We start from the raw sequence: 13,279 nt of genomic DNA on the forward strand, positions 1-13,279 counted from the left end.
AGCAAAAAACTACACAAACACTAAAAAGCGTAAAATCTCACCCCAAATGCGACTTTTCCGTAACTTTCGCTAGTTCCAGTGTAGCAGTCTCCGGATTATCTTTATAATATTGCTTGAATTGAGCTGGGGTCATCATGTCAGGTAACCCCATATGCCATCTACGGTTAATGTAGTGTTTGGTAAATCTGTTGGCTCGTTCCTGTAGTTCTGCGATGTCTTTTTGTTGGTATTCGCCCCTTGGGAAGCATTCGCTTCTGAGAGATTTGTTGAAGTTTTCAATATGGCTTTGTTCGTTCTTCTTGTACGGACGGCTATAACGATGCTCACTGACAGCCTCAACAGCCTCTCGGAAGGTTGTTTGGAACTCGGAGCCGTTATCCGACTGGTGCAATACTGTACGCCCGTAGAAGGCGTTGTGGATGGCAAAAGCCCCGGCTCCGGTGTTCATCTCTAGGTTAGTACCAATTACTACACTTGGTTCCTTCGTGAATATGTCTATGGCTGTATATGCATAGACACCGCCACCCAGGTCTACTGTGTCGTGTTCGATTACTTCTCTTGGGGCAGAAGCTGCCACGAGAGCTTTATGTTTCTTGTAGCGCCGTACGCCAACAGCCGCCTTGGTGAAACGTCTGTGAAGATAACGGTAGATAGTGGATAAAGCCAGGCTAATGCCATGGTTTTCTTTGAGTTCTTTACGTATCTTAGCGCCACACCAGCCAAACTCATTTCTAATGTCTACTATCTTTTGGATGGTGGTTTCTGGTATTTGAGCTTTGGGGCGACGGTGCTTGGCGGTGGTCTTGCGCTTCAGAAACAACCGGATGCCGATCTGTTTGATCTTTCTTAGCCAACGGTAGACAGTAGCCCTATCGCGGGATACTACCTGAGCTATTTGGTTGATGGTAGATTCAGCTTGGTACATATTCCATGCTGTTTCGTAGATTGTTAGTGTACGCTTAGTCATAGCGACACTCCTTTCTTGATGTTTAGTTTGATACCTAAACGAAAGTATACGGAGTGTTGCTACCTTTTAGCTTACTTTTGTCGCATTTTTAGTGGGAATTTTCCGAAAGGGGCAGTAGCTGGATTGCTGCATTCATAGACAGCTTGTATGGCCGGCGTTGAAGGGTTAGCGTATGCAACAAAAAAATCTAATGTACAGTACGTATTGGCAACCTGCTTATAAGCATAGGCATCTGGATACCAATCTTTTCCAGATAGCACATCTTTAAACCATTGCTTAACTTGTAGCTCTTGGTCTTCGCGCTGTGTCCAACCCTGAAACTGTAACTGTGAACTAAGCTTGTCTGCAACATCTACAGCAGTGTCTTTTTTTACTTGGGTATCAAATGGCATATACGCCTTGTTGGTAACGACACAAGAATAATTACTTGCTTCACTACATACAGTAGTTGATTCTATGTTTTCAAAGCCTAGTAGGGCGAGTGGCTTTCCAAGGGCGTTATATTCGCGTGTAAATGTTTTTTGGGTATTATGTTTTACCATAAAGTTATTAATAGAGCTTCAGATATTAAGTAACATAATGCTCCCTATAAGCAAAAAAATTACACCACTAATAGCGAGCCACGTATGTTTGTTTTTTGACCCTTTCATATCAGTATTATATATGTTTTCTTACCACAATAATGTAAAACCCCACACATATTAAGATTCTTATGTAGTCGGTTTCGAATGCACTTTTCACAGCAATTTAAAAACCCCGCAAATGCAGGGATTTTATATTGGCGGAGGAGGAGGGATGCTTTCAGTGCGCAGCAATCTTACTCTAAACGAGTTTCTGCGTGAGATTGCTTGGCGCCCGAAGCCCTCGCTATCGCCAGCTAAAGCTGTCGAGCTCGGGTTCAAATCCCTGCTACAGTAAATCAAGACACCCCCATAAAGGGGGTGCTTTGATTTGGCGGAGGAGGAGGGATTCGAACCCTCGCACCAGGTTGCCCCGATCTAACGATTTAGCAAACCGTCCCCTTCAGCCACTTGGGTACTCCTCCACTACTAGTGGTAGCTGACAGCTTAAAATTATAGCAGTTAGCAGCTCCTTTTAAAAGAATTTTCTAAGGTGTTCTCGCAACGACAGCCACGCGAACCTCTTGGGCTCCTGCTTTGTATAATAATTTTACTGTAGCGTCTATTGTAGCCCCAGTTGTCACTACATCATCAACTATAAGAAGTTTTTTACCTGCAACGTGCCCAGCTATCGGGCGGAACGCATTCGCCAATTGTTTTTTTCTGGTGGGCCTGTCTGCGCCCTTTTGCGTAACAGATGTTACGCGCACTAATGTTTCTATTACTTTACGCTTTTGCATTTTGGCAAGTGCTTTTGTAACGGCTTGCATATGGTTAAAACCACGCTCTCTGATGTGGCTACCTGTTGCGGGTACATATGTAAGCACGTAATCTGAGTCTAGATAGGGTATATTGAGTTGCAAAAAATAGGCAATATCTTTTGCAGCCGAACGTTTATAGTCGAATTTGTACGCCTTGATGAGCTTTTTAATAGCTCCTTGGTAATCTGTAGCAATGTATACGGCAATTGGTGCAGATGAACTTTTATGCTGTTGGCATGGGTTGTTATGTTTTGTAGCTTTGCCACATACATAACAAATACTTGGTAGGGTAGGTAACGTAGCTGCGCATGACTTACACAAAACTGCGCCCTCAGCATTACACACAACACATTGATGTGGTGCGACTAGTGATAGGGCGGTATCTAAAATGTTCATGTTGTAATAATTATGTTGTGAATATAGCTATTAAAGTTGCTATCTACTCTGTATGTCAGTTATAATCTCATGTAAAGATAAAAAATCAAATCTTAAAAAGCTGCAAATAAATAATCGTGGAGGGTAACATGGCACGACGTACGGCAGACGATGATCTGTTAATGGAAGAAGAGCTAACGGCTGCGTTTTTGGGTGATGAAGATCTAGTATCTCCAGCTGCCGCACCAGCGCAACCAGTCGCAGAAGAAGAAGAATGGGACGAAAACGAACCAATCTTAGGACAATTGGCGGTTGATGTATACGAAACAAAAGAAAAACTTGTTGTTAAGGCACGAACTGCTGGCGTTAACAAGAACGATCTAGATGTGAGTATTGCAGACAACACCTTAAGCATTCGCGGGACACTATCTGCGGGTGGCGAAGAAGACGTAGAAAACTACCACTTGCAAGAATGCTACTGGGGCGAATTTTCTCGTAGCTTAGTACTACCTGTGCCAGTAAAAGAAGATGAAATTGAAGCTGTTTTAAAAGACGGCGTTCTAACCATTAGCTTTACAAAGGTACAGCAAGACACGGTTAAGAAAATTCAAGTTTTATAAGTAGTTGCTAAAGTAAAAAAGACTTCTGGGTAAAACTAGAAGTCTTTTTATATGTAAAAATCCCCCTTTTGTAAAAGGGGGATTACTTAACGTTTGGTGTGCAGCTATCTAGGATGCTGTGTTGGCAACGTTGCCAAGTACAAACTTCACAATAACCTGCGCAAGCGCCACGATGATAAGACCTACTATTGCGTACAATATGGTGTTCTTTGCAGAAGTAACGCTACCGGCATCACCACCGCTGGTAATGTAGCGGAAACCGCCATAGATAATCATGATGACAGAAACAACACCAACAACCCAAGAAAAGATATTAATGATGAGGTTTACCGTATCATTAACACCTTCTGATGCTTCGTCATTGATATTTGTACAGTCGCCAGCAGTGTTAGGTGCTTGCAAGTTTGCGCCACCACACAGGCCACTTTGAATATCACTTTGAGCAATTGCTATAGCAGGAACGGTCAATGGAGCGAGCATACCTACAGCTGTGAATGCCGCTATTATTAATGTTTTTAGTCTGTTCATGTAAATTCCTTATTTAACGTTAGCTTATGATACTTTTTTACCATATATTAATGTTTTTGTAAATATATAATCGTTCGTTCACTATTTAGGTTACATTACCAAGCACAAAAAGCACAAGTACTTGCGCGAGTGCGGCGATTACCAAACCAACCAGTGCATAGACAATGGTATTTTTGGCGCTTGTTACTTTACCAGCATCACCCCCGCTAGTGATATACCGAAAACCACCAAATATGACCATAATGACCGATACCACACCAACGATCCATGAAAAGATGTTGATGATGTCTTCTACCAGAGTGTTAACTTTTGCTGGTGCGCTGCCCGCACATTGGTCACCGGTACATGTAGCTTCGACACCTTTTTTTATCTGTGCATAGCTCGTAGTAGTTGTAAGTACAGGGCCTACGAAAGCAAATGTTGCGAGTGCTGCTAGGCCTATTAAAAACGCTTTCATTTTTTTACTCCTTTATTTATCTTTAGGTTACATTACCAAGCACAAAAAGCACAAGTACTTGCGCGAGTGCCGCGATTACCAAACCAACTAGTGCATAGACAATGGTATTTTTGGCACTGGTTACTTTACCAGCATCACCCCCGCTAGTGATATACCGAAAACCACCAAATATGACCATAATGACCGATACCACACCAACGATCCATGAAAAGATGTTGATGATGTCTTGCACGAGGTTGTTTGCTTTTGCCTTAACACCTATTTTATTGCCCTCGCTGTCGTACTGCTGGCAGTTACCATCCGGACACGTAGCATTGATGCCATCTGTTACTGGGCTAGCGTATATGGGTAAACTCAATGCTGGCAGGGCAGCGGCACTTAGTCCAAACACTGCTACGATTACTAAAAAGAGTTTTTTCATTTTATATCCTTTATTAGTTTAATAACTTTGCTATTGCAAATAATATCAACCGATTTGCTAATACAACAACCACTAACCCAACAAGTGAGTACAATATAGTCTGCCGCCCAGTTGCTGCCTTTTGCGGTTCACCAGCGCTGGTAATGTACTTAAAACCACCAAATATAACCATAAAAACTGCAAGCGCACCTGCTACAAAAGATAATATATTAATTATTCTCTTAATAAGAATTAGTATTGCGTTATCGCCCGGGTCGGCGTCACTACCTTTATCGTAGCCTTTACATAGTGAACTGGTTGGGTTGTTTTTGCACACTTCGGTTAAATCTTCTGTTGCGCTCGCAGCCATCGCTAAAGGACTTATGGTCAAAAAAAGTAGTGCTGTGGCGAATAAAGATGTCAAAAACATTTTCATATGTATGTGCTACGTCACCCTATTAAATATAAACAGAACAATGACTTGGGCAAAAAATATTACAACCAACCCCGCTACGGCATATATAATCGCACGGCGAGCTTGGGCAACCTTTTCTGAATTACCCTGCGAAATAATCAGTTGTATACCAGAATAGACAACCATAATGACGGCAACTGCTCCAAAAATAGCGAGAACGTAATTTAAAATCGTGCCAAAACTATTTGTGTTTGTTTTTGGTAAATAATCAGAACTAATTATTGCTGAAAATGTGTATAAAATATTCATATTTAGGCGAGTCCTCCGGCAATAAAGCCAACTATTTGCGACGCGATAACTGCAATTACCATACCTACCAAGGCATTAAACAGCGTTGTTCTGGCAGCGGCAATTTTTTGCGGTTCACCATCGCTCGTAAGTAATTTAAAACCGCCCCAAATAATCATCACTACAGCAATAACGCCTGCTACATATAGAAGGATATCAAATATCCCCATAAGTATTAGAATAATGACTGTTCCACCTAGGCCATCTGTTTTAATTTCACATTGCCCATTTACTTTTTGCCCCGGCAAGTACTGATACCAGGTTGGAAGAGGCAGACCTCCGCTACCTGGCCGGCATTTATTACCTTCTGCCTGTATGTTTGCTTCTGTTCCATCTGCTTGACGGGGGTTTTCTGGATTATCTGATTGCGCAACAACATGCACCGTAGACGGTACTATACCTAGCACAGCAATACCCATACTTGGTACGAGTAATAGTGCTAGGCTTGTGAGAACTTTGGCAACGAGCTGCATTAAAACACGCCCCCCGGTATTAACCACTGTATAAAGGCGTACAAAAAGAAGTAGGCCACTAAACCAAATACAACGTTCCATATTTTTTCTTTAGCCGCTTGTACGTTTTGTGCGTTGTCTCTTGCTGTCATGTACTGTATGCCTGCCCACGCAATCATGACAGAACCACCAGCTAATATTGTTACAGAAAGCACATTAATAAAAAATTCTATCCATTTAATTATTGGGTTATCTTTAATGTCAGATGCAGTAGTTTGACCATTAGTTGGTGAAGGCTGTTTTAAGCCCTGCGCATAGGCAGCTTGTGTTGCAGGCATGGTAGTACCGCATAAACTTGCCGCTGCAATTGCTAAAATAAATAATGTTTTTTTCATTTTTAATCAATATACTTTACCCACTTATTAAACCATAAAATTAGCTTGTAATACACAGTCTACTTTTATATATAGTGCTACGCATTGTAATTCACTAGCTTTATAAATCTATTACAATTAATGCATGGTGTCATTTTACCTGTAGAGACTTTTGCTCAAAATGCAATAAAATGGTAAATTTTATATAGTAGTTATGCTATTAAAACAAACCCAGAAGACTCTTAAACTACTTTTACCATTGTTGGTAATTTTTGCTTTTGCTATGACTCATTTTTCTACTGTTGCATTTGCGGCAGGTGATTATGTAGATGTAGACCGTGACAACACCTTATTTTATTACAATGCTGACAAAAATGTTTTTCTCGCCGTCAGAGATGGTAATATAGTTATCTTTGGCAAAGAGGCTGGTAATGATAATGGATGGAAGCAAAAGGTCGACCTTTACGGCAAGGGTACTATAGACTGTTCTTCACGTATACAGATAGATAAAGCTATCAATCCAAATATTTTTAACCCTCTCGTAAATAGAGCTGTGCTCTACGAAGCTGGAGGAAACAACTGTGCGGACGAAAACTATCATCAAGGTGCAATTGATCTACAGAATGAAGATGAATCAGTTACAAAGGCAGCCCAAAATATTAACTGGGGTAACGAACCGCTCGGCTGCCCTAAATTCGGTAATATACCAAATAACGCTAATAAAAAAGATCTCAATTATAACTGCCCAAACGGTGGTGCGGTTATAAAAGGCGTATATGACAAAAATGAAAAAATTGATACACCACGACTAGCAAGTGCTAACGCAAGTGCTTGTGGTGATGTAGCAGGTGCTTTTGGGTGGTTAATATGCGAACCTGCCGAGAAAATTGGAGATTTTACCATGTGGTTCGAAAAGCAACTGTATACTTTGTTGCACATAAATGAACTGCCCTTGGCTGCTGATGGTGGTGTTTACCAAGCTTGGGCAAGTATTCGAACTGTGGCAACAACAGTATTGGTGCTCGTGGCGCTTGTTGCAATTGCCTCCCAAATATTTAATTTTGATTTTATTAGTGCCTATACTATTAAAAAAATAATACCCAAAATAGTTATCGCTACCATTTTGATTTTCACATCGTATTATCTTGCAGCAATGGGTATTGCGTTTGTGAATGCGCTTGGTGATGGCGTAAATGCTCTTATTTTGGCGCCTTTTCCTGATTTAATGGACGCTTATAATCAAAACGAAACGATATCTTTTGTACTTAGCAATATTTCTGGTATTGGTGGTGGAGAAGCTGGGGTTGCGGGTGGCATAATTGTAGGCGCAGGTATAGCAGCAATAGGTGGGGCTGGATTGTTCGGGTTGCTCATACCAATTATACTTGTAATAGGCGCGGTGGTTGTCGCGTTTATTACACTTGTACTAAGAAAAGTATTTATATTAGCACTCGTACTCATTATGCCCCTTGCAATTGTGGCATGGATACTGCCTGGTACGCAAAAATGGTTTGATAGCTGGTGGAAGCTCTTTTCTAAACTACTCCTTATGTACCCATTAGTCATCGGCTTGCTCGCAGTGGGTAAGGTAGCTGCATATTTAATAGCTACCGGCACAGAATCAGTTACAGCTGCTGCACTACCACAAGTATGGAATGTTTTGGCTGTGAATGGGCAGGCATCTATAGTTATTCTAATGGTGCTGATAGCTTATTTTGGCCCCTACTATTTTATTCCAAGTATGTTTAAAACAGCAGGTGGTGTGTTTGGAAAAATCACCAGTGGCATGCAAAGCTTTGGAAGTAAATACGCACGTAAAGGCGGCGAAGCGTCAAGTAAGTGGGTTGGTGATAGAGCAGCCTCGAGATATAGGCCAGGTGCAAAGGGAGCACGAAAGTTCATTGGAAACTCTGCCATTAGATTGGGTACTGGAAAATTACTACCCACCCAATCAGGTGCACGCGCAATAGCTAGCCGCGGTGTAAACTTTGAAAAAGAAAGATTGCAGCAAGCTGAGTTTCTGCATGGCCAGGCCGAAAGATCTATGGATCACAACACATATTTAGACTATCTTGAAAAAACAGGATCAAGCAGAAGCATATATGACAGACAAGCTGCTCACAATATACTCGTTAGGCAAAAGGGCTATGATCAGCTAGAAAGATTGCGTGATAGAAACGGAGAAGAAGAGTGGAATAGGATGATAAGTGTAGGCGATACATACTCAGCTATCAAATCAACAAATAGGAGTGTACTAACATCTGATACTGCACTGGCCATAGAAGACGGTAGTATCTTTGATGACACTGAAGAAAAGAAGCAATTATTAAATAAGTACTATAATGCGGCACGTTCTCAAGGTGTTACTAACCTAAGCCAAGATGAGTTCGTAACTGACCTAAAGACTAGGGCAGGAACTAAAGACGCTGTCAGAGAAGCGAGAAAGGTTGACAAGGCAAAAATAATTCAGGAGATGAGTGGTGACGAGATTATAGCTTCACATGATAGCATTTACTTTAGTCAAGACTTTGATAGTGATGGAAAGCCAAAACCAGATAAAATTCATAACGTTCAGTTTATGTCTGATGCATCAAAAGAGAGTATAGCTATCAATCAGAACCTAGTTGGTCGCGCAACTGCTACAGCAAAGCGAGAGCTTGGCCTTTCTGGCGGAGGCGGTGGTTCTGGTGGTGGTGGTAACTCAGGTCCTAGTTCTGGCGGAGGCGGTGGTTCTGGTGGTGGTGGTAACTCAGGTCCTAGTTCTGGCGGAGGCGGTGGTTCAGGCCAATCGGCACCAGCAGGACCCGGATATGTAGCACCAATGCCACCGCCAACACCGGGAACAGCCTACACAGGACTAACGCCACCAGCAGCACCAGCAAAGGTAGTCCTAGACGAGACTTCAATCAGAGAATTGGCCAATAATGTAAGAGAGTCAGGCGGCAAAGGTTTGTCCAAAGAAGATAGAAGAGATATATCGCAAGAAACCGCTGAAAGAATAGAAAACATCGAAAGAACCAGGAACGACGATGGACCCCCGGTATAGGATAGATGTATGGCGACATATAAAGTAATACAAGACGTAGAAGCAGAAGATAAGATACTAGGGCCCCTAAGCCTAAAGCAGCTTATCTTTGCCGCTATTGCGGCAGGTTCTATATTTATTGCTTTTAGGATTGTGGTTGCAACTGGGGTTATATACACTGCTATTCCGTTTTTGCCATTTATATTAGTTTTTGGCGTGTTGGCGGCACCTCTTGGGCGTGACCAGCCAACAGAAATGTGGTTGGCGGCACAAATACGTTTTTACACCAAGCCGAGGGTCCGTATATGGGACCAAAGTGGTATTAAAAACTTAGTGAACATTACTGCACCTATAAGAATAGAAAAAATTTACACCGATGGCTTAAACCAAAATCAAGTGCGTAGTCGGCTAAAAGCACTTGCTTCTACCCTAGATAGCCGTGGCTGGGCGGTAAAGAACGTAGATGTAAATATGTATACCACGCCTGGCTACGCCCAATTTAATTCTGATAGAATTATAGACCCGGTTAGCTTGCCAATAACTGTCAGCGACATAGATGTGCGTGCTTCTGACGATATTTTAGATGTAGCAAACAATGATACCGCCCAGCATTTTGATAACCTTATGCAAACGGCAGCACAGACCCATCATCAAGAATTAATGGCAAAAATACACAGCGCTGCAGCGCAGCAACCAAGTGCAGCCTTGCCTCGTAACGATGCAGATGATGACGCCCTAAACTATACGCCACCAGCAGCTACACCGCCTTCATATGACACACCACCGCCCCAACAACAAGCTACCATACCTACAGATCAGCCCATACATGAAATTACCCAAGAAGATGAACAAAAAATTATCGAACACGCTAAACTCGAACGCCAACGCTCTGAAGTACAATATGCATCGCATCATAAAGTTGTCCTAACACCTCAGCAGCAAGCAGATTTAGCAAAACAGCAAGCACTTAAAGACCAAGAACAAGCCAAAGAGGCAGCAGAAAGCCAGCCCTCCCAGCAGACACACCTTTCAAAGACTGATACAATAGAACTTGCTAATGCTAACCTGAAGGTATCTACAATTGCTGGTCTTGCCAAGCATAAAACACAAGAAAAGCAGGACCCAACAGAAGTTGTAGTGAAGCTTCATTAAGGGGTGGGACCCTCGTTATAGCCCATAAGAATGTACCCAGATCAACAAAATCAACAACCAGTTGCACAAAATCAGTATGGACCGCCGGCTGCCGGGATGCCTCAACCTGGCGCACCCGTTGTAGGGCAGATGTCGGCATCTTCCAACGAAGCCGCCACTGCGCCCAAAAGCAACCCAAATAGTACCCAAAACGTGCTACAAATTGCAGAAATAAGAGACGGCGTGGCCATTATGAATGATGGGTCGTTTAGGTCGGTACTAATGTGCCGGAGCATTAATTTTGACCTTATGAGCCCAGAAGAACGCGAAGGCGTAGAATACGCCTACCAAAACTTTTTAAATTCGCTGTATTTTGAAGTTCAAATACTCGTTAGGTCAAGTAAAGTAGACATTCGGCCATACCTAGAAAAATTAGATAAAATACGCTCCGAGCACGACAACATGCTCCTAGGTGTTTTGATGGAAGATTACATAAACTACATAGCAGCGCTCGCCGACCAAACCAATATAATGGATAAAAAGTTTTACATTGCTATTCCGTTTTACAGCAGCCTAGACACCCGAAAGGTTGCCCAAGCCAGCAAAAGTGTACTTACAACCATATTTGGCCACAAAGAACAGGTAGTAACGATAGACGAAGCCACCTTAGAGGCTGCCAAAACAGAACTGAAAAACCGAGCCCAAACGGTGCTTTCTGGGCTCATGCAATGTGGTGTACAAGGTGCTGCACTAGATACCCAAGAACTAATTGAGCTTTATTATGACGCCTACAACCCAGATACTGCCACCCGCCAGCCCCTAAAAAACTTTGCAGATTTAACTGCGCCGGTGGTAACTAAAGGGCAAGGTAATGCTGCCCAGCCAAACCTAGATAGGGAGATGCAATAAATGGGTCTTTTTAAGAAAAAAAAGCAGCAGCTTGACCCTGTGGCGCTTGCCGAACAACAACGTTTGCAAGAACAACAAGAAGTTCAGGCGGCATTCCAAAAAGGTGTTACTGCACTCCGTGACTTTATTGCACCAAGTAGTATTGAATTTAGTAGTAGTTATTTTCAGATTGGTACCCGTTTTGCACGGACTTACTACGTTTTTGGCTACCCCAGGCAAATACACACAGGCTGGATAAGTAGCTTTGTAAATATAGACGAAGTAGTCGATTTATCGTTATTTATTTACCCGGTAGAAAGCCAAGTTGTACTAGAAAACCTACGTAAAAAAGTATCACAGCTAGAGGCTGGCCTACAAATAGATGCCGAAAAAGGTAGGGTACGCGACCCAGGTAAACAAGCCGCCATACTAGACGCAGAAGAACTGCGCGATAAACTACAGGTTGGTGAAGAAAAGTTCTTTCGGTTTGGTATGTATTTTACCGTGTATGGCAACTCGCTAGATGAACTCGATTTTGTAAGCCACAAGATAGAATCTATGCTTGGCCAACAGTTGGTGTTTAGTAAACCTGCCAGCGCCCAGCAAGAACAAGGTCTAAACAGCACAATTCCACAATTTGTAGATCAGTTGCAAATTAGAAGAAATATGAACACCGGCGCTATTGGCACCAGTTTTCCGTTTACCAGTGCCGATTTAAGTGACGATCACGGTATTTTATATGGCATAAATATGCACAACAGTGGCTTGGTGATATTTGACCGCTTTAGCCTAGAAAATGGCAATAGCGTTGTATTTGCTAAATCTGGTGCAGGGAAAAGCTTTGCCGTAAAGCTAGAGGCTTTGCGTAGCCTTATGTTGGGTGTAGAAATATTTATTGTAGACCCAGAAAACGAATATGAACGTATGAGTGAAGCAGTTGGTGGGGCATACGTAAAACTCAGCCTAAATTCGCCAACCCGTATTAACCCGTTTGATTTACCACTAGTCGTAGATACAGAAGAAGCAGATAATGCCTTGCGCAGTAACCTTATAACCTTACATGGACTGTTGCGTTTGATGATGGGTGGTGCACAAGCCCAAATGGCCGCCAGCCAAGGTTCGGTGGTTGCACCAGCGCTTAACCCAACAGAAGAAGCAGATTTAGACGCCGCGCTATTAGAAACCTACGCTAAAGCGGGTATCACCAACGACCCATTAACCCATAACAGTACCCCGCCAACCATCCACGATTTATACGACACCTTGCTGCATATGGGGGGCACAGGTCCACAACTTGCCCAGCGACTACGCAAATATACCACTGGTACGTTTTCTGGTATTTTTAGCCAGCAAAGTAACGTAGATATTAACAACCCGTTTGTCGTGTTTAATATTCGTGACCTAGAAGATGAACTACGCCCCGTGGCAATGTATATTGTGCTTAATTACATTTGGAATAAAACAAAGTCAGATCAAAAAAGGCGAATGCTAGTAATAGACGAAGCCTGGCAACTGATGAAATACGAAGATAGCGCCAGTTTTATGTTTAGCTTAGCTAAAAGAGCCCGTAAGTATAATTTAGGAATCACCACTATTTCGCAGGATGTAGAAGACTTTATGAGTTCACGCCTTGGGCGGGCCATTGTGGCTAATGCATCTATGCAAATTTTACTAAAACAATCTGTAAGTGCCGTAGACGTATTGGCAGATGTCTTTAAGCTCACATCAGAAGAAAAAAAGCGCCTCAGCCAGTTCCCGGTTGGGCAAGGACTCTTCTTTGCTGGGCAAAGTCACGTGCATATACAAATTGCTGCCAGCCCATCAGAAACAAGCCTTATAACAACCAACCCAGAACAAATAAAACTACTCGAAGACCAAGGCCAAATACCCGTCAGATAAGATATGGTAACCAGATTCT

At 42.5% G+C, this 13,279-nt stretch carries 15 protein-coding genes and 1 tRNA gene; 5 read left to right on the plus strand and 11 right to left on the minus strand.

Annotated elements, in window-relative coordinates:
* Window positions 1-37: 37 nt before the first annotated feature.
* From H6795_04800 to H6795_04815, 4 genes are all read right to left on the minus strand, one after another.
* Window positions 38-967: a helix-turn-helix domain-containing protein gene (locus H6795_04800; protein MCB9817806.1), complete on the minus strand. Its 930-nt coding sequence runs from the start codon at window positions 965-967 to the stop codon at window positions 38-40.
* A gap of 71 nt (window positions 968-1,038) precedes the next feature.
* Entirely contained in the window at window positions 1,039-1,509 is a 471-nt protein-coding gene (locus tag H6795_04805) for a hypothetical protein (protein ID MCB9817807.1), read from the minus strand.
* A gap of 410 nt (window positions 1,510-1,919) precedes the next feature.
* Window positions 1,920-2,012: transfer RNA gene (locus tag H6795_04810), tRNA-Ser, on the minus strand.
* A 63-nt stretch (window positions 2,013-2,075) separates the two neighbouring features.
* Window positions 2,076-2,744 (minus strand): ComF family protein, encoded by a 669-nt coding sequence (locus tag H6795_04815; GenBank protein MCB9817808.1) that lies wholly within the window; start codon window positions 2,742-2,744, stop codon window positions 2,076-2,078.
* Window positions 2,745-2,872: 128 nt separating this feature from the next.
* On the opposite strand from H6795_04815, the gene H6795_04820 reads away from it, so the two are divergent.
* Window positions 2,873-3,343: an Hsp20/alpha crystallin family protein gene (locus tag H6795_04820; protein MCB9817809.1), complete on the plus strand. Its 471-nt coding sequence runs from the start codon at window positions 2,873-2,875 to the stop codon at window positions 3,341-3,343.
* 108 nt (window positions 3,344-3,451) lie between these two features.
* On the opposite strand, the gene H6795_04825 is transcribed toward H6795_04820, so the two are convergent.
* The 7 genes from H6795_04825 to H6795_04855 form a co-directional block, all read right to left on the minus strand.
* Window positions 3,452-3,871, minus strand: a complete 420-nt coding sequence (locus tag H6795_04825; protein MCB9817810.1) for a hypothetical protein — start codon at window positions 3,869-3,871, stop codon at window positions 3,452-3,454.
* An 85-nt stretch (window positions 3,872-3,956) separates the two neighbouring features.
* On the minus strand, window positions 3,957-4,328 hold the full coding sequence (locus tag H6795_04830; protein ID MCB9817811.1) for a hypothetical protein: 372 nt from the start codon (window positions 4,326-4,328) through the stop codon (window positions 3,957-3,959).
* A gap of 22 nt (window positions 4,329-4,350) precedes the next feature.
* Window positions 4,351-4,749 carry a hypothetical protein gene (locus H6795_04835; GenBank protein ID MCB9817812.1) on the minus strand — a complete coding sequence of 133 codons (399 nt, stop codon included), beginning with the start codon at window positions 4,747-4,749 and terminating at the stop codon, window positions 4,351-4,353.
* 13 nt (window positions 4,750-4,762) lie between these two features.
* Window positions 4,763-5,164: a hypothetical protein gene (locus H6795_04840; protein ID MCB9817813.1), complete on the minus strand. Its 402-nt coding sequence runs from the start codon at window positions 5,162-5,164 to the stop codon at window positions 4,763-4,765.
* A gap of 9 nt (window positions 5,165-5,173) precedes the next feature.
* Window positions 5,174-5,452, minus strand: coding sequence for a hypothetical protein (locus tag H6795_04845; GenBank protein ID MCB9817814.1), 279 nt, complete (start codon window positions 5,450-5,452; stop codon window positions 5,174-5,176).
* Between the two features lie 2 nt (window positions 5,453-5,454).
* Entirely contained in the window at window positions 5,455-5,964 is a 510-nt protein-coding gene (locus H6795_04850; GenBank protein ID MCB9817815.1) for a hypothetical protein, read from the minus strand.
* Entirely contained in the window at window positions 5,964-6,338 is a 375-nt protein-coding gene (locus H6795_04855) for a hypothetical protein (protein ID MCB9817816.1), read from the minus strand. Before H6795_04855 ends, H6795_04850 begins: the two co-directional genes overlap by 1 nt.
* Before the next feature lie 193 nt (window positions 6,339-6,531).
* On the opposite strand from H6795_04855, the gene H6795_04860 reads away from it, so the two are divergent.
* Genes H6795_04860 through H6795_04875 form a run of 4 tightly spaced genes read left to right on the plus strand, consistent with a single transcriptional unit; the run spans window position 6,532 to window position 13,260 of the window.
* On the plus strand, window positions 6,532-9,363 hold the full coding sequence (locus tag H6795_04860) for a hypothetical protein (GenBank protein ID MCB9817817.1): 2,832 nt from the start codon (window positions 6,532-6,534) through the stop codon (window positions 9,361-9,363).
* 9 nt (window positions 9,364-9,372) lie between these two features.
* Window positions 9,373-10,494 carry a PrgI family protein gene (locus H6795_04865; GenBank protein ID MCB9817818.1) on the plus strand — a complete coding sequence of 374 codons (1,122 nt, stop codon included), beginning with the start codon at window positions 9,373-9,375 and terminating at the stop codon, window positions 10,492-10,494.
* 30 nt (window positions 10,495-10,524) lie between these two features.
* Window positions 10,525-11,382 carry a hypothetical protein gene (locus H6795_04870; GenBank protein ID MCB9817819.1) on the plus strand — a complete coding sequence of 286 codons (858 nt, stop codon included), beginning with the start codon at window positions 10,525-10,527 and terminating at the stop codon, window positions 11,380-11,382.
* Complete coding sequence (locus H6795_04875) at window positions 11,383-13,260, plus strand: DUF87 domain-containing protein (GenBank protein ID MCB9817820.1); 1,878 nt, start codon at window positions 11,383-11,385, stop codon at window positions 13,258-13,260.
* Window positions 13,261-13,279: the final 19 nt, after the last annotated feature.

Source organism: Candidatus Nomurabacteria bacterium (assembly GCA_020631975.1).
Lineage (GTDB): Bacteria > Patescibacteriota > Saccharimonadia > Saccharimonadales > CAIOMD01 > JACKGO01.

Excerpts from the sequence above, each read along its gene's own strand:
- H6795_04845 (MCB9817814.1), bottom strand. The coding sequence starts at position 5,452 with ATGAATATTTTATACACATTTTCAGCAATAATTAGTTCTGATTATTTA.
- H6795_04855 (MCB9817816.1), bottom strand. The coding sequence starts at position 6,338 with ATGAAAAAAACATTATTTATTTTAGCAATTGCAGCGGCAAGTTTATGC.
- H6795_04830 (MCB9817811.1), bottom strand. The coding sequence starts at position 4,328 with ATGAAAGCGTTTTTAATAGGCCTAGCAGCACTCGCAACATTTGCTTTC.
- H6795_04820 (MCB9817809.1), top strand. The coding sequence starts at position 2,873 with ATGGCACGACGTACGGCAGACGATGATCTGTTAATGGAAGAAGAGCTA.
- H6795_04800 (MCB9817806.1), bottom strand. The coding sequence starts at position 967 with ATGACTAAGCGTACACTAACAATCTACGAAACAGCATGGAATATGTAC.
- H6795_04865 (MCB9817818.1), top strand. The coding sequence starts at position 9,373 with ATGGCGACATATAAAGTAATACAAGACGTAGAAGCAGAAGATAAGATA.
- H6795_04850 (MCB9817815.1), bottom strand. The coding sequence starts at position 5,964 with ATGCAGCTCGTTGCCAAAGTTCTCACAAGCCTAGCACTATTACTCGTA.
- H6795_04805 (MCB9817807.1), bottom strand. The coding sequence starts at position 1,509 with ATGGTAAAACATAATACCCAAAAAACATTTACACGCGAATATAACGCC.
- H6795_04875 (MCB9817820.1), top strand. The coding sequence starts at position 11,383 with ATGGGTCTTTTTAAGAAAAAAAAGCAGCAGCTTGACCCTGTGGCGCTT.
- H6795_04825 (MCB9817810.1), bottom strand. The coding sequence starts at position 3,871 with ATGAACAGACTAAAAACATTAATAATAGCGGCATTCACAGCTGTAGGT.
- H6795_04835 (MCB9817812.1), bottom strand. The coding sequence starts at position 4,749 with ATGAAAAAACTCTTTTTAGTAATCGTAGCAGTGTTTGGACTAAGTGCC.
- H6795_04870 (MCB9817819.1), top strand. The coding sequence starts at position 10,525 with ATGTACCCAGATCAACAAAATCAACAACCAGTTGCACAAAATCAGTAT.
- H6795_04840 (MCB9817813.1), bottom strand. The coding sequence starts at position 5,164 with ATGAAAATGTTTTTGACATCTTTATTCGCCACAGCACTACTTTTTTTG.
- H6795_04860 (MCB9817817.1), top strand. The coding sequence starts at position 6,532 with ATGCTATTAAAACAAACCCAGAAGACTCTTAAACTACTTTTACCATTG.
- H6795_04815 (MCB9817808.1), bottom strand. The coding sequence starts at position 2,744 with ATGAACATTTTAGATACCGCCCTATCACTAGTCGCACCACATCAATGT.